The organism is Mycobacterium sp. 852002-51961_SCH5331710 (assembly GCF_001665535.1).
Taxonomy (GTDB): domain Bacteria; phylum Actinomycetota; class Actinomycetes; order Mycobacteriales; family Mycobacteriaceae; genus Mycobacterium.
The window spans coordinates 23,528-38,793 of record NZ_LZSQ01000025.1 but is presented as its reverse complement, the minus strand read 5'-3'; the positions used below and the strand labels follow the sequence as shown (position 1 = coordinate 38,793).

The window sequence follows — 15,266 nt, the reverse complement described above, 5'->3', positions numbered from 1 at the left end:
CGACCACTGAAGAATGAACACCAAGGGGGTCAATTTTCAACCGTTGAGAAGGGGTCAAATTTCAACCGGCGTTGACAGCCGCGCCCGATACCGACCACCACCGACACTGGCATTGCGCTCAATCTCACGCATCACCGTGCTGGGATGGCGGCCCAGCCGACGTGCGATGAAACGAATCGACTCCTGACGAGCCACCCCGTCTTGAATCTCCTCACGCTCTTCAAGCGTCAAACGGGGTCGCGCTCGGCTAGCGGACACATCACTGAATCGTGGCTTCACACCACCAGCGTCAGCAAACCACCCCCACGCAGTGTGCTTCGACACGCCCACCGCTTCCCCGGCGGCAAAAGGCGAAACCCCTTCGGCGATCAACGCCCAGAACCGACGACCCACAAACGGATACCGCGGAACTCTCATACAACCCCTCAACTAGAGGCTGTTGCATCAAGCACTAGAAATCGCCGCGGAAAAGCGGCAGGTTCACGTCTGCTCGCGAATGAAGTTATCCACAGGCGTACGCACTAACGTCGCTCTGACCCCGCGAGCCGTTCGATGATCGACTGGTGCGCTTGGACGATGTGTTCGCCGCGAATGACGGTTTGGCGACGACCCGCCAACTGCTCGACGTGATGTCGTACCGCACGCTCGCCAGACGCGTCAGAGACGGAAGGGTGATCCGCGTCTGGCACGGCGTGTACGCCCAACATCCGCCGACGACACTCGACCGCCTCGCGGCCCTCGACGTCATCTCCGGTGAGAGAATCGTCGCGTGCCTGCACACCGCCGCTGAGCTTTACGGCTTCAACACCGAGAACGACAGTCGCATCCACATCCTCGATCCCGGTGTGCGGATGCGGCCCTCAGAGGCGCTGGCGGTCCATCAGCGAATCGGCGCTCCGCTCAAGCGCATACACGGACGACTAGCCACTGCCCCGGCCTGGACGGCAGTCGAGCTAGCCCGAACCGTTCGGCGCCCCCGTGCGCTGGCAGTTCTCGATTCCGCGCTACACACCGAATGTTGCACGCGCGCCGAACTCCACGCGGCAATTGCCGAACAGCGAGGTCGACGCGGAATCGTCAAGGTCCGAGACGTCTACGATTATGTCGACGCACGAGCGGAGTCACCGCTGGAGAGTGAAACGCGGCTCGTCTTCATCGACGCCGGCCTGCCTCGACCGGAGCTGCAGTACGAGATCGTCGACAAGAGCGGGCGACTCTGGCGCGTCGACTTCGCCTGGCCGACCGACAAAGTCGCCGCCGAGTACGAAAGCATGCAGTGGCATGCGACGCCGGAAGCGCTCAAGCACGACCGGATGAAGGTCGCGCGATTGCAGGAATGCGGTTGGACAACCATCCCGATCGTCATCGACGACCTTCACCGACCGTCAGAACTCGCGCAGCGGGTCGCCGCCCTGCTGGACCGCAGTCGCTCAGTCGCGTGAGCAGACGTGAAACTGCTCAAATTTCGCGAAAAAGGGACAGGTTTACGTCTGCTCGCGGAAGAGGGGTTTAGCCCAGGCCGTGCAGGATGACGCCGTTGCAGTCGGCGGCGGCCTGACGCAGCTTCGCGGCGGCCTGGTACTCGTCGGAGTAGTACCACGCCTTGGCCGCCTCTTCGGACTCGAACTCGAGCAGCACGGTCTGCGTGCCGTGCCACGTGCCCTCGATCACCTCGGCCTTCTGGTCGAACGCCAGCAGGTTCGCGCTGGCCATCGTCTGGCTGGCCACCTTGCCGTACTCCGCCATCCCCTCGGGATCCTTGACGTCCTCGGTGATGAGGATGTACGCCTTCGCCATTCGAGTCTCCTTCTTTGTCAGTCGATTTCGCGAATTGCGCGCTCGGGGCAGTTAGCGATCGCGTCGCGCGCCGCCGATTCCAGTTCGGCGGGCACCTCTTCGGGGTTCGCGACCGCCCAGCCGTCGTCGTTGAGCTCGAACACCTCAGGGCACAACGTCAGACACATCCCGTGCCCGGCACAGCGGTCTTCGTCGACGGTGACCTTCATCGGGCATCACCGGAGACGACGTCGAACTCCAGATGAAGCTCGGTCAACCCGCGCAGGATGTAGGTCGGGATGTAGTTGTAGCGACGCTCCCCCGGCGGACCGTGCTGGGCCTCGCTGATGCGAATGTCGGTGGTGCGGTCCAACAGTCGCTCCAGCCCGACGCGTGTCTCCGCCCGCGCCAACGGCGCTCCCGGGCAGCTGTGGATACCGCGCCCGAACGCCAGATGCTGACGGGCATTCTTGCGCTCGGGGTCGAACGTGTCCGGATCCTCGAACCGACGCGGATCGCGGTTCGCGGCACCGTTGATCACCATCAACGTGCATCCGGCGCCGACCTGTTGGTCGCCGACGGTCGTGGGCACCCGCGACAGCCGGAAGTCACCCTTGACCGGGCTCTCGATGCGCAGGCACTCCTCGATGAAGTTCGGGAGCAGGCTGCGATCGTTGCGCAGCTGGCGCTGAATGTCCGGTCGGTCGCCGAGCACCTTCAGCGCGGTCGACAGCAGGCGCACCGTGGTCTCCTGGCCGGCCGAGAAGACATTGGTGGCCACTCGCACGACGTCACCCACCTCGGGTGTCGTGCCGTCCGGGAACGACGCGGTGGCCAGCCCGGTCAACACGTCGTCGCGCGGCTCACGCCTGCGGTCCTCGACGTACTCGGCGAACACGTCGTAGAGGTACTCCAGCGGCGTCTTGGCCAACGTCTTGTCGGCATTGCCCAGACCGCTGCCGTGCGTGCCGCGGGCGAGCCGCTCGAGCAGCTCCGGGCGGTCCTCCTCGGGGACGCCGAGCAGGTCGGCGATCACCCGCAGCGTGAACGGCGCGGCGAAGCCGGCGATGAACTCGCCCTGTCCCGGCGCGAGGAAGTCGTCGAGGATGTCGTCGGCGAGCTGCCACATCGCGTCCTCGTTCTCCTTGAGGCGCTTCGGCGTGATCAGCCGCATCAGCAGGGCCCGGTGGTTGGTGTGCGTCGGCGGGTCGAGCGTCGGCAGCTGATCGCTGAACGGGATCTCGTCGCGATGCTCCTTGATGATCTCGGTGACGTCGTCGCCTTCCAGCGGCACGGGGAAGCCCGGGAACGGGCCGGTCACCGAGATGCACGAGGAGAACGTCTCGGCGTCGTTGTAGACGTCGACAGCCTCCTGCCAACCGGTCACCATCGTGACGCCGTAGTGGTCCTCGCGGGTCACCGGGCACTTGTTGCGCAGCGCCTCGTAGAACGGGTACGGGTCGGCGGTCAGGCGCCCGTCCCGGAAGAAGTCGACCCTGGTCATGTCCTCGGTGAGGTCCTCGGTCATGCGCCCTCCGTTTCGACGATCTCAGCAGACGAGAACGTGATTCTCATATCCGGGTATCAGATTTCCATAGTGGCACGTCGCCGTCAACGCGCGCGCCGGCACCACACCTACCAGCGGCGGAAACTCACTGAATCGGCTCGTCGCCCAGCACCGTCGTGCGCAGCATCTCGCGCGGCGAGTCCGGGTCATACGGCGCGGCGCGGTGCAGCACCCCGTTGTTGTCCCAGATCACGGTGTCCCCGACGGACCACCGGTGGCGGTAGACCAAGTGAGGCTGCGTCGCGCGGTCGAGCAGCTCGGCCAGAAGCGCACGGCCCTCGTCGACGTCCATGCCGACGACGTAATCCGCCGACGCGCCCAGCACCAGCGACTTGCGGCCGCTGCGGTGCGTCCACACCAGGGGGTGTTCGTGGGTGGGCCGCGACCGCCACTTGGCCACCAGTTCCGGCGACGGATCGGGGGTTACCCGGCGCTGCGACGCCTCGAGCGAGTGCACCACCCGCAGCGATCCGAAGCGCTGCTTCTCCTCGTCGCTGAACGCCTCGTAGGCCGCGTACGAGTTCGCGAACTCCGTCTCCCCGCCCGTCTCGGCCACCTGCTTGGCCGAGAGCACCGTCGCCTTCTGCGGGCACTCGTCGTTGGTGGGTGTGCATCCGTCGATGTGCCAGTCGAACGTGGCCCGCAGATAGTCCGCCGACGCGTTCTTCGACTTGTCGAGCGTCACCGGATAGATCCCGGCGACCGGATGGTGGCCGTCCGACGAATGGTCGATCTCGCCGAGCCGTCGGCAGAACGCGACCTGCGCCTCCGGAGTCAGCCCGAGACCGGGAAACACCAGAACGCCGTTGTCCTCCAACGCATCGAGGATCGCGGCGCCCAGCGCGTCGTCGTTGGCCAGCGCATCGGAGTCGAGGCCGGTCACCTCCGCGCCGACCGATGCGGTGAGCTTGTTGATCGTCAGCACTGTCATGCTCGTCCTGTCCTTGTCGTCACGGCACCGGCGAGCTGACGCGGTGCATCTCGGCGTCGGCCGAGTCGGCGGGCTTCTGCGTACCGAAGACCTCGACGGCCATCGACACCATGATCATCGAGTAGATGAGGTGCAGCAGGTTCAGCGCATCCTCGGGCAGATCGTCGAGGGGAAACTTGTCGCAGTAGTCGATCGCTTCCTCGAAGCGCGGCGTGAAAGCGTCGTAGAACTCGCGGATCTCCGGCATGGGCGTGGCCAGCCGGGTAGCCCACCGCTCGGCTTCGGTTGGCAGGCACCACTTCTCGGCGAACGGTTCGAATTCTGCGAACGCACTGGGCAGACGGATCATGCTCACACCCCCACCGGACTGCGCTCGGCTTTGTATTCCTCGACCCACTTGACGGCCTCGTGGTGCAGATGGCGCACCAGGATCTCCTGGTCGCTGAGCGGGTAATCGTCGACGATGTCGTACTCCAGCGCCGCCTGGGTGCCACCGAGCATTCCGGCGTCCTGCAAGGCGAACTCCTTGAGCACCACGGAAGCGACTTCGTGCTCGATGCGCTCGCGCACGCTGCGGGCGGGGTGAAATGCGTTGTAGGCCTCGAACTTATGGGTGTTGTGCGACGTCGGCCAGTACCGGTACAGCAGATACCAACCGTGGTAGATGAGGATCTCCAGGTTCGGGAAGATCTGGAAGTTGGTGATGCCCCACGGCTCGATGTTGCCCGGGTTCAGTCCGGCCGACTGATGCGTCTCCGGAGTCCGCCACGGGCCGACGAGTCCGCTGCGCGTGATCCGCTCGACCGGATACATGTACTCCGGTGCGAGCAGCCACCGACGGGTTCCCGCCGTCGACACCAGCCGGTGCGGCCCGTCGATCTGGAAGTGCCCGCACTCGAAGGTGGCGTTCGGTTGGCGCACCGCGCTGGGGACCTGCTGAGAGTGCAGCGACGGAACGTGGTAGTACTCCTGGAACGCGTCGGCGAAGATCTTCCAGTTGCTGTTGTTCTGCGCCTCGAATTCGTAGCGCTCGGTCATCAATTCGAACGGATAGTCGTCGAGCGCGGTGATCATCGGGCCGAGGAATTCGTGCAGCGTCCAACGCGGTTCGGGGTCGAAGTTGATGAAGATGAACCCGTTCCACACGTCGCACTGCACGGGCTTCAACCCGTGCCGTTCGTGGTCGAGGTCGAAGAACTCGCCCTCCTGCTGAACGAACGTCAGGTCTCCCTTGAGGTCGTAGCGCCACCCGTGGTACTTGCAGGTGAACTGCCGGCACGTGCCCTTCACCTCTTCATTGGGAAAGTCGTTCCACACCAATTTGTTTCCGCGGTGACGGCAGATGTTGTAGAACGCGCGGATCTGCTGATCCTTACCCCGCACCACGATCACCGACGTCTTGGCCGCGTCGATCTCCTTGGTCAGGTAGCTCCCGACCCGAGGCAGCTCCTCCACACGCGCGACGTTCAGCCAGGCGCGTTTGAAGACCGCTTCACATTCGAGGTCGTAGAACTCCGGTGAGATCGAGTCGCGGAACGAGACGGGTCCGGTGCCCAGCTCGGGATAGTGCTCCGTCCAGCTGCCCTCGGCCGGCTTGGGCCACTTAGTAGCCATGAGAACCTCCGTGTCGTTGGTGTGCGGGAAGTCGGCCGGTCATCACAACACCGATCCGCCGTTGACGCCGAGAATCTGGCCGGTGATGAAGCCGGCCTCCTCGGAGCACAGGAAGCCGACGGCCGCGGCGATGTCGTCACCGGTGCCGAGATGGCCGAGCGGAACGGTCGCGGCCATCTGCTCGTTCGGCGGGAGGTGTCCGGCCTTCTGACCGGCATGCTGCATCGGGGTCTCGATGGCCGACGGCGGGATGTTGTTCACCGTGATGCCGGCCGGGCCGTACTCGCGGGCAAGCGATTTGGTCAGCGAGAGCAGCGCCCCCTTGGACGCGGCGTAGTGGGCCATCCTCGGCGAACCCCGCTGTGCACTGGACGACGAAATCATCACGATGCGGCCCCAGCCCGCTTCGAGCATGTCGGTCACCGCCACCTGACAGCAGTGGAATGTCCCGGTGAGGTTGACGTCGAGCAACCGCTGCCATGCCTGCGGTGTGATGTCGGTGAAGGCCGCCCAGTCCACCGCTCCGGCGCTGGTGACCAGGATGTGCACCGGCCCCAACTCGCTGCGCACCTTCGCGAACGCCTCCTCGACGGCCGCGCGGTCGCTCACGTCGGCAGCGATTCCCAGCGCCGTGACGCCGTCGGCCCGCATCTCCTCGGCGACCCGTTGCGCCGCTTCGCCGTTGACGTCGAGCACGGCCACCTTGTGGCCGCGACGACCGAGTTCGCGGCACGTCGCCTCCCCCATGCCCGACGCGCCGCCGGTCACCACCGCGACGCGGCTCATCGCATCCGTCCCATCACTCGACCTCGCCTCTACTCATAGACCACGTGGACCGTCCGGCTCGTCGGCAGGGACTGGCACGTCAGCACCCAGCCCTCGGCCACTTCGTCGTCATCCAGAGCGTCGTTGTTCAGCATCCGGGCGCTTCCGGACACGATGCGCGCCATACACGTTCCGCACGAGCCCGTCTCGCACGACGACGGCGCACGCAGACCCGCCATCCGCGCGGTCTGCAACAGCGTGTTGCCTGCGCGGTAGGCAGCGGTGGTGGTTGCCCGATCGAGTTCGATGACCACCTCTTCGGTCTGCTCCGTGGCGGCAGCGACCTCACTGGACACCGGGTCCACCGAAAACCGCTCGAGGTGCAGGCGTTCGCGGGGCACGCCCGTGCGCAACAGGGTGCTCTCCACCGTGTCCATGAATGGCCCGGGGCCGCAGATGTAGTAGTCGACGTCACCGCACGAGGATGCGAATGCCTCGACGGCGGCGGGTTGGACGACGCCGGTCTCCTCGTCGAAGTGACCGGTGACCGACAGGCGTTCGGGGTTGGCGGCGGCAAGCGTCGTCAGCGCCTCGCCGAAGATCACCGAGTCGCGGCTGCGGTTGGCGTAGAAGAGGCTGATCCGCCGGCGTGTGCTCACCAACGCCGAACCGATCAGCGAGAAGATCGGGGTGATACCGCTGCCGCCGGCGAATGCGACGATGTCGCGCTCGGAATCACTGAGCAGGAACCGGCCGTCGGGCGGCGCGGCGTGGATCTCCGCGCCGACTTCTGCGGTGTCGTTCAGCCAGTTCGAGACCAGGCCACCCGGATCGCGCTTGACCGTGATCTGCAGGTCGTTGCCGTTGTGCGGGAACGACGACATCGAGTAGCACCGCCGATGGGCGTCGCCGTCGAGGTTCACCTGCAGCGTCAGGAACTGACCGGGCTTGTAGCGGAAGCGGTGTGAACAGTCCGCCGGCACATCGAGGACCAACGACACGGCGTCGCTCGTCTCGCGCACCACCCGTTTGATGCGCAGTGGGGCGAACTCTTCGGCGGACATCGACATCACAGTATCAAGTACTTGCGATAGATCTCAAGCAGTCGATGCTGTGCCTGCGTCCGACGGTGTCGTAGCGTGACCGAATGCAACGGCATCGCGTGATCGCGTGGGGCACCGGCGCCGTCGGCGTCGAGATGATCGCCGCCGTACTCGACGACCGGTCGACGTTCGATCTCGTCGGCGCGCGCGTCTATTCGGCGGACAAGGACGGCGTCGACGTCGGGACGCTGATCGGTCGCGACCCGGTCGGCGTCAGCGCCACCACCGACGTGGGCCGGATCCTGGCCCTCGACGCCGATTGCGTCCTCTACACGCCACGCAACACCGACATCGACGAGGTCTGCGCGATCCTCGCCAGCGGGAAAAGCGTTGCCACGACGGCGTTTCTGTTTCACCCGCGCCGCACCCGACCCGACGATCGCGAGCGTTTGCTCGACGCGTGCCGGATCGGCAACAGCACCGTGCACGGCAGCGGACTGAACCCCGGCAACCTCTCCGGCGTCCTGCCGTTGGCGCTGTCCGGCATGAGTCGCACCATCGACAAGATCACCCTGCAGGAGCGCGCCGACTGGTCCGTCTACGACAGCACGGCGATCACGTTCGACAACATGGCGTTCGGGGAGCCCGTCGAGACCATCAGCCCCACGGGCACCGAGTTCCTTGCGTTCAACAGTGCGATCTTCAGCGAACAGGTCTGGCTCGTCGCCGACGCCCTCGATGCCGGCATCGACGAGGTGACCGCGGCGGTCGAAGCCGTTCCTGCTGAGCACGATCATCAGATCTTCGACCGCGTCCTGCATGCGGGGACGACCGCGGGCCAGCGGTGGACCTGGTCGGGACGGCGCAACGGCGAGACCTTGGTCGAGATCGAGACGCTGTGGACTGTCGGCAACGAGTACCCGACTCATTGGCCCAGACCGCAGCACGGTTGGACGTTGACGATCGAGGGTGATCCGTCGATGCGCACCCACTTCTTCTCGTTGGCCAGCTTCAGCCGCGACGCGAGCATGGCAGAGCACGTGCGTTCGGCGAACGTGGCGACGGCGATGCAGGTGCTCAACGCCGTCCCCGCGATCATCGCCGCACCCGCCGGGTTCGCGACGATGGCCGACCTGCCGCTGATCCGCAGCCACATCGGTTTCGGCAACGCTTGAGGAGGCTCACTCCCCGATGTGGTCGTCGGCCATCGCATGTCCGGTGCCCTTGACGACCACGCGGGCCAGCAGGTCGCGCAGTGTCTGCTGCTCTTCTTCCGTGAGGACGCCGAAGACCGCTTCGTGCGCGGCGATCGCGTCGCTGACGACGGCGCCGGCGACCTTGCGGCCTTCAGATGTGAGATAGGCCTTCAGAATTCGCGCATGTTGGGGGTCGGGTTTGCGTTCGACCAGCCCGCGCTGTTCGAGAGCCTTGACCGCGAGCTGCACACCCTGCGGGGTGATCAACAGGCGGCGCGCGAGTTCGGCGCCGGAGAGCCCGGGCTCGTTGGCGAGTTGACGCAGCACACCGATCTGGGCGGTGCTCACGCCGTGCTGGCTCACCGCGTCGTTGACGGCGGTGAGGGCGAAATACCAGGCCTGCTTGAGATGCCACAGGATGTTGTCGCCGAGCTCCATGCCCAGATCCTCAGCCACGGTCCGGGTTCCCTTCGTGCTTGTAGACGTGACCGTCCTTCATCACGAAGCACACGTCGAGGGTGGCGGCGATGTCGCGGGACGGGTCGCCGGGCACCGCGACGATGTCGGCGAGGTACCCGGGTGCCAGGCGACCCAATTCGTCGTCGGCCTCGATCAGCTCGGCACTGGTGACGGTCGCGGCGCGGATCGCCTGCATGGGCGTCATGCCCCGCTCCACGAGCGCGCACAGTTCCTTGGCGTTCTGTCCGTGCGGGATCGCCGGCGCGTCGGTACCGCAGGCGATGCGCACGCCCGCCGCAATGGCCTTGGGCAGCATGGCCTGTGCGCGGGGGAACACCTCCTCGGCCTTCTTGCGCAGCTCGGGCGCGATGCGATCGACCGCCATCGCCTGGGTCAGGTAGGTGGTCGAGACGAGGAACGTGCCGGTGTCGGCCATCAGCTGGATGGTCTCGTCGCTCGCGAGGAAGCCGTGCTCGATGCAGTCGATACCGGCTTTGATGCAGGCCCGAATCGCGCTGTCCCCCACCGCGTGCGCGGCGACACGAACTCCTGCGCGGTGGGCCTCGTCGGCGATCGCGGCGAACTCGTCGTCGCTGTACTGCTGCGCGCCGGGGGCCGTGCTGTGCGACATCACCCCGCCGGAAGCGGACACCTTGATCAGCTTGGCGCCGTGGCGGACCTGGTAGCGCACGCAGGCGCGCACGTCGTCGACGCCGTTGGCGATGCCCTCGGCCACCGACAGCGGCATGATTCCCGGCGCGAGACGTTGGAACACCGTCGGGTCGAGGTGGCCGCCGTACGGGGTGACCGCATGCCCGGCCGGATAGATCCGCGGCCCGGCGTGCCAGCCCTGGTCGATGGCGCGCTGCAGCGCCACGTCCAGCAGGTAGCCGCCCGTCTTCACCATCAGGCCGAGGTTGCGCACGGTGGTGAACCCGGCCTCGAGCGTGGTGCGAGCGTTGACCGCGCCGCGCAGCGTGCGATAGGCGGGGTCGTCCTGTACACCGTGCATCGGGCTCGGCAGACCCTCCGGCCCGCCGGGTCCGCCGATGAGCAGGTTGAGCTCCATGTCCATCAGGCCGGGCAGCAGCGTGACGTCGCCGAGGTCGATCTCGATGGCCGACTCGTCCTGCGGCTGTGAGGGATTGACCGCGGCGATGCGGTTGCCCTCGACGACGATGACGGCAGGCGAGCGCACCTCACCGGCCTCGACGTCGGCCCAGCGGGCGGCCCGCAGGACGGTGCGTGTCGTCACGGAACCGGTTCGGATACGCAGTCGAGGCTGGTTGCGCCCGAGTCGGGAACCTTCGGTTGCTTCCAGCACTCGACCGGAAAGGACACCTGAATCATCGAGTACAGCAGATGCATCAGGTTGAGCACGTCCTCGGGCAGATCGTCCAGCGAGAACTTGTCGCAGAAGGCGATGGCCTCCTCGGCACGCGCGGTGATCGCGTCGTAGAAGGCCTGCATCTCGGTCATCGTCGACGAGAGCCGCTTCTCGTACCGCTCGGCCTCCGAGCCCAGGCACCAGTCCGAGAACTGTTCGAGGTCGGCGAATTCGGGTGGCAGCTTGTGGGTTTCGGTCGTCGTCATCTCAGACACCCGCCGTCTTGCGTTCGTAGTTCTCCACCCAAGCCGCGGTCTCTTTGTGCAGGTGGCGGATCAGCACCTCCTGGTCACAGAGCAGGAAGTCGTCGAGCACCCGCGACTCGACCATCGATTGCGTGGCCTCCAGTGTGTTGGCGTCCTGCAGGCCGTATTCCTTGAACGACACCGCGGCCAATTCCTGCGCGATGCGTTCGCGGGGCGTGCGCGGCTGCGGGAAGTACACCGTGCCCTCGAACAGGTGCGTGTTGTACGACGTCGGCCAGTAGTGATACGTCAGGTACCAACCCTGGCCCCAGAACAGGATCACGAAGTTCGGGAAGAGCTGGAACGAATCGAGGCCCCACGGATCGCATTTCGCGGGGTTCAGTCCGACGGGCATCTCCCCCAGATCCGGTTTGTCCCACGGCCCGAAAAGGCCGCTGCGGCAGATGTCCTCGATCGGCTTGCGCATCTCGTCGGCCATCTCCCAGGCACGCACGCCCGATGTGCTGACCAGCCGGTGCGGGCCCTCGATCCGGTAGTGCGGCGCCTCGAAACCGGCCTCTGCGGCGGCCTTCGAGTACGCGGTCGGCGACTGGTTCGCGTGCAGCACGGGTGCGTGGTAGAACTCCTGGAACGCATCCATGTAGAGCTTCCAGTTCGCCTTGACCTCGGAGCGGTAGTAGAACCGCGACGTCATCTTGTCGAAGGGGTAGCCCTCCAGATCCGTGATCATCGGTCCGAGGAACTCCCGCAGCGACTGCTCGGGTTCCTTGGCGAAGTTGACGAAGATGAATCCCTCCCACACCTCACAGTGCACCGGGACCAGCCCGTAGCGGCTCTTGTCGAGGTTGAAGAACTCACCCTCTTGTTGCACGAAGGTGAGGTTGCCGTCGAGGTCGTAGCGCCAGGCGTGGTACTTGCAGGTGAACTGCCGGCACACCCCGCTGGTCTCCTCCAGCGGCATGTCGTTCCACACCAGCTTGTTGCCCCGGTGTCGGCAGATGTTGTGGTAGGCCTTGACCTCGCCGGAGGTGGTCCGCACCACGATGATGGAGGTGTTGGCAACCTTCATCTCTTTGGTGAAGTAGCTGCCCTTGCGCGGAACCTGTTCCACGCGACCGACATTCAGCCAGGCGCGCTTGAAGATCGCCTGACGTTCCTTCTCATAGAACTCCGGGCTGATGGAGTCCTCGTAGGAGACGGGATCGGTACCCAGTTCGGGATAGTGCTCCGTCCAACTTCCCTCTGGCGGTTTGGGAAAGCGAGCCATTGCCTACTCCTGTCGACCGCCCGGCCTAGACCGTGCCGGGAGCTGCAGCGCCGACGGTATATGCTCCATGTCACAATCGCAAGTAGTTGATACAGGGTCGACGCGGGCGAACGCCGTCACCGAATTTCTGCACGACGGTCACCCCCGCTCGCCACGGCGCAAGCGGCGCGAAAGGGTGTGCACACAAATGCGATCGGACGAGTTGTTCATCGGTGGTACATGGTCCGAGGCGAGCGCCGCAGACCGCATCGAGGTCGTCTCCCCGCACACCGAGGAACCCGTCGCGCGCGTGGCCGCCGCTGCCCCGGCGGACATCGACGCCGCCGTCGCGGCCGCGCGGTCGGCCTTCGACTGCGGCCCGTGGCCGCGCCTGGACCCGGGCGAGCGGATCGCCGCGGTGCGCAAGCTGGCCGAGCGCTACGGCGAGCGTCGCGGCGAGATGGCCGAAACCATCACCGTCGAGATCGGGGCGCCGATCAGCTTCGCCCAGCGCGCACAGGTCGGGTTGCCTGCGATGATGATGTCCGCGTTCTGCGATCTGGCCGAGACGTATCCGTGGACCGAATCCCGCCCGGGGATGTACGGGACCGATATCCGGATCCGCCGCGAGCCGGTCGGAGTCGTCGCCGCCATCGTCCCGTGGAACATGCCGCAGTTCTTGATCGTCACCAAGCTGATCCCCGCGCTGCTCGCCGGCTGCACGGTCGTTCTCAAGCCGGCTCCCGAGTCGCCGCTGAACGCGCTGCTGCTGGCTGAGATGATCGCCGAGGCGGGATTACCCGACGGCGTCGTAAGCGTGCTCCCCGGCGACGGGTCCACGGGTGAATACCTCGTGAAACACCCTGGAGTGGACAAGGTCTCGTTCACCGGGTCCACCGCGGCGGGCAAGGCGGTGGCCGCCGCATGCGCCGTCGACCTGCGCCGGGTCAGCCTCGAACTCGGCGGCAAGTCGGCGGCCATCGTGCTCGAGGATGCCGATCCCGCGGCCGTCGCGGCCGGTGTGCGCTCGGCGAGCCTGTCCAACAGCGGGCAGATCTGCAACGCGCTCACCCGCATTCTGGTGCCCGCCGCACGCGCCGCCGACTTCACCGACGCCCTGGCCGCGGAGATGTCGAAGCTGGTCGTCGGCGATCCGGCGGATCCCGCCACCCAGGTCGGGCCGCTCGTCGCCCAGCGCCAGCAGGAGCGGGTACGGGGCTACATCCGCAAGGGTGAGTCCGAGGGTGCCCGGCTCGTCGTCGGCGGCGCCGACATGCCGGACGGGCTCGAGCGGGGCTGGTATGTCCGCCCGACGTTGTTCGCCGACGCCGACAACGCCATGACGATCGCCCGCGAGGAGATCTTCGGACCCGTCCTGACCGTAATCGGCTACGCCGACGAAGACGAGGCGGTGGCGGTCGCCAACGACTCCGACTACGGGCTGGCCGGATCGGTGTGGACCGGCGACACCGAGCGCGGACTCGCCGTCGCCGAACGCATCCGCACCGGCACCTTCGGCGTCAACCAGGGTTACACGATGGATCCGTTCGCACCGTTCGGCGGCGTCAAGGCCAGCGGATACGGACGCGAACTCGGCCGCGAGGGAATCGACGGTTACACCGACACGAAGTCGATATCGGTGGCCGCAGAAAAGGAAGCGTGACCGCATGACGACGCTGCAGACCCGCGAGCCGAACTTCGCCCGGCCCGTCGCGCCGCACCGGGGCAGGATATATCTCGGCGTCGCCCTGCTCACCGGGGTCGTCTTCCTCGCGATGACGATCGGGGTTCAGTTCGGGCTGATCGCGCCGACCTTCACCGCGGACGTCATCGCCAACCTGCTCTTCGGCATCCCGGTGATCCTGGTGCCCATCGTCATCCTCTGGGATGCGCCCGGCGAGAACCGCACTCGGCTCGACAAGGCCGCGGAGCTCACGCTGTTCTACCTGCCTTACACCGCGTGCAGCCAGATCGGCTACGAGCTCATGTTCCTCATCGGCCACCCGCTCGGGTGGTGGACGCCCACGACCGACCCCGGCTGGAAATGGCTCTGGTGGCAGTACGCGCTGGCCGACACTCGCTACGTCAGCGGTAACCCGTGGATCTTCGCGTTGGAGGTGGTCGGGGTGACCACCGGCGTCGTCGTGTTCGTCATGTGGACGCGACTGATCAAGGTGGACCTGTCCATGGAATCCCGGATCCGTTGTCTGTGGGGCGCATTCGCGGGATGCGCGATCCTGATGAGCAGCACCGCGGTGTACTTCCTCGCCGAGGTGGGTGCGGAGTTCGAGAACATCGGCCAGGACGGGTACGGCCTCGGCTTCAAGTTCATCGCCGAGAACGTCCCCTTCATAGTGCTGCCACCGCTGGTCCTCTATGCGATCCACCTGCAGATCGACTACCTGACCCGCCAGGCCGGGCCGCGGACCGCTAAGGCAGCTTGATCGCCGAGAGGTACATGTCGATGATCGGCCGGTAGAGGTCGACATCGTCGAGCTCGCTGCCCAGCACGATGGCGTCGCTGGTCGCGATCAGCACCCGGGCCAACGTCAACGGCGGTACCAGTAGTGTCCCGCCGAGCCGGTCGATGCCGTCGACGATGAACTTCGCCAACGCCTCGACCACCTCTGCCCGTTTGCCGACCACGCGTTCACGCGCGTCCGGGTTGCGCAACAGGTACAGCGTGAACTCGTGTCCGAGCGCGGCGTGCTCCGCGCCTCGGTCTCGACTGAGCTGGCGCCAACGCTGCGCGATCTCGTCGCGCTCCCGGGCCCGCACTTGCTTCGACGACGCCATGACCTCGGCGAAGTTGTCGAAGTAGCGCCGCCAGTAGCGGTCGCTGACGGCCAGAAAGAGCTCCTCTTTGGTCGAGAAGTGTTTGTAGATGGCGCCTTTGGTGTAGCCGGCCGCGTAGGCGATGTCGTCGAGAGTCGCTGCGGTGAAACCCTTTTCGGCGAACACGTCCTCGGCGGCGTCGAGCAGCAGCGACCGGGTGTGCTCGAGTCGTCGCTCCCTGGTCCACCGCTCCGCCATGTCGGAAGTCTGCCACAAGAATCTCAGAATCCGCCTAGACATT

At 66.0% G+C, this 15,266-nt stretch carries 18 protein-coding genes; 4 read left to right on the top strand and 14 right to left on the bottom strand.

Annotated features, from left to right (window positions below; all coding sequences use genetic code 11):
- Positions 1-54: 54 nt before the first annotated feature.
- Entirely contained in the window at positions 55-417 is a 363-nt protein-coding gene (locus A5752_RS28260; protein WP_502686664.1) for a helix-turn-helix domain-containing protein, read from the bottom strand.
- Between the two features lie 212 nt (positions 418-629).
- Here A5752_RS28260 and A5752_RS04640 point away from each other — a divergent pair, with 212 nt between their 5' ends.
- Complete coding sequence (locus A5752_RS04640) at positions 630-1,442, top strand: type IV toxin-antitoxin system AbiEi family antitoxin (RefSeq protein ID WP_231983325.1); 813 nt, start codon at positions 630-632, stop codon at positions 1,440-1,442.
- Between the two features lie 67 nt (positions 1,443-1,509).
- Here A5752_RS04640 and A5752_RS04635 read toward each other — a convergent pair whose 3' ends face one another.
- From A5752_RS04635 to A5752_RS04600, 8 genes are all read right to left on the bottom strand, one after another.
- Complete coding sequence (locus A5752_RS04635) at positions 1,510-1,797, bottom strand: DUF1330 domain-containing protein (RefSeq protein WP_067082729.1); 288 nt, start codon at positions 1,795-1,797, stop codon at positions 1,510-1,512.
- 17 nt (positions 1,798-1,814) lie between these two features.
- On the bottom strand, positions 1,815-2,006 hold the full coding sequence (locus A5752_RS04630) for a ferredoxin (RefSeq protein WP_064350274.1): 192 nt from the start codon (positions 2,004-2,006) through the stop codon (positions 1,815-1,817).
- On the bottom strand, positions 2,003-3,304 hold the full coding sequence (locus A5752_RS04625; RefSeq protein WP_067082725.1) for a cytochrome P450: 1,302 nt from the start codon (positions 3,302-3,304) through the stop codon (positions 2,003-2,005). Before A5752_RS04625 ends, A5752_RS04630 begins: the two co-directional genes overlap by 4 nt.
- Positions 3,305-3,428: 124 nt before the next feature.
- Complete coding sequence (locus A5752_RS04620) at positions 3,429-4,274, bottom strand: TauD/TfdA dioxygenase family protein (RefSeq protein ID WP_067082718.1); 846 nt, start codon at positions 4,272-4,274, stop codon at positions 3,429-3,431.
- 19 nt (positions 4,275-4,293) lie between these two features.
- Positions 4,294-4,623, bottom strand: coding sequence for a hypothetical protein (locus A5752_RS04615; protein ID WP_067082747.1), 330 nt, complete (start codon positions 4,621-4,623; stop codon positions 4,294-4,296).
- Positions 4,624-4,625: 2 nt separating this feature from the next.
- Positions 4,626-5,888 (bottom strand): aromatic ring-hydroxylating oxygenase subunit alpha, encoded by a 1,263-nt coding sequence (locus tag A5752_RS04610; protein ID WP_067082715.1) that lies wholly within the window; start codon positions 5,886-5,888, stop codon positions 4,626-4,628.
- Positions 5,889-5,930: 42 nt separating this feature from the next.
- Positions 5,931-6,674, bottom strand: coding sequence for an SDR family NAD(P)-dependent oxidoreductase (locus tag A5752_RS04605; RefSeq protein WP_067082713.1), 744 nt, complete (start codon positions 6,672-6,674; stop codon positions 5,931-5,933).
- A gap of 29 nt (positions 6,675-6,703) precedes the next feature.
- Positions 6,704-7,723, bottom strand: a complete 1,020-nt coding sequence (locus A5752_RS04600) for a ferredoxin--NADP reductase (RefSeq protein WP_067082710.1) — start codon at positions 7,721-7,723, stop codon at positions 6,704-6,706.
- A gap of 128 nt (positions 7,724-7,851) precedes the next feature.
- Here A5752_RS04600 and A5752_RS04595 point away from each other — a divergent pair, with 128 nt between their 5' ends.
- Positions 7,852-8,871, top strand: a complete 1,020-nt coding sequence (locus tag A5752_RS04595; RefSeq protein ID WP_197500541.1) for a dihydrodipicolinate reductase — start codon at positions 7,852-7,854, stop codon at positions 8,869-8,871.
- 6 nt (positions 8,872-8,877) lie between these two features.
- Here the strand turns inward: A5752_RS04595 and A5752_RS04590 are convergent, their stop codons facing one another.
- From A5752_RS04590 to A5752_RS04575, 4 genes are read right to left on the bottom strand one after another with little or no spacing between them, the layout of a single operon-like run.
- Positions 8,878-9,330, bottom strand: a complete 453-nt coding sequence (locus tag A5752_RS04590; protein ID WP_067082744.1) for a MarR family winged helix-turn-helix transcriptional regulator — start codon at positions 9,328-9,330, stop codon at positions 8,878-8,880.
- A 10-nt stretch (positions 9,331-9,340) separates the two neighbouring features.
- Positions 9,341-10,606 (bottom strand): metal-dependent hydrolase family protein, encoded by a 1,266-nt coding sequence (locus tag A5752_RS04585; protein WP_067082704.1) that lies wholly within the window; start codon positions 10,604-10,606, stop codon positions 9,341-9,343.
- On the bottom strand, positions 10,603-10,944 hold the full coding sequence (locus tag A5752_RS04580; RefSeq protein ID WP_067082701.1) for a hypothetical protein: 342 nt from the start codon (positions 10,942-10,944) through the stop codon (positions 10,603-10,605). Before A5752_RS04580 ends, A5752_RS04585 begins: the two co-directional genes overlap by 4 nt.
- A 1-nt stretch (position 10,945) precedes the next feature.
- Positions 10,946-12,211 carry an aromatic ring-hydroxylating oxygenase subunit alpha gene (locus tag A5752_RS04575; RefSeq protein ID WP_067082699.1) on the bottom strand — a complete coding sequence of 422 codons (1,266 nt, stop codon included), beginning with the start codon at positions 12,209-12,211 and terminating at the stop codon, positions 10,946-10,948.
- Between the two features lie 187 nt (positions 12,212-12,398).
- Between A5752_RS04575 and A5752_RS04570 the strand changes: the two genes are divergently transcribed.
- A complete protein-coding gene (locus A5752_RS04570; RefSeq protein ID WP_067082693.1) occupies positions 12,399-13,853 on the top strand; it encodes an aldehyde dehydrogenase in 1,455 nt (484 codons plus the stop codon).
- Positions 13,854-13,857: 4 nt separating this feature from the next.
- Positions 13,858-14,634 (top strand): emopamil-binding protein, encoded by a 777-nt coding sequence (locus tag A5752_RS04565; RefSeq protein WP_067082690.1) that lies wholly within the window; start codon positions 13,858-13,860, stop codon positions 14,632-14,634.
- Here the strand turns inward: A5752_RS04565 and A5752_RS04560 are convergent.
- Positions 14,621-15,223 (bottom strand): TetR/AcrR family transcriptional regulator, encoded by a 603-nt coding sequence (locus tag A5752_RS04560; RefSeq protein ID WP_067082688.1) that lies wholly within the window; start codon positions 15,221-15,223, stop codon positions 14,621-14,623. The two genes, A5752_RS04565 and A5752_RS04560, sit on opposite strands and share 14 nt — an antisense overlap.
- Positions 15,224-15,266: the final 43 nt, after the last annotated feature.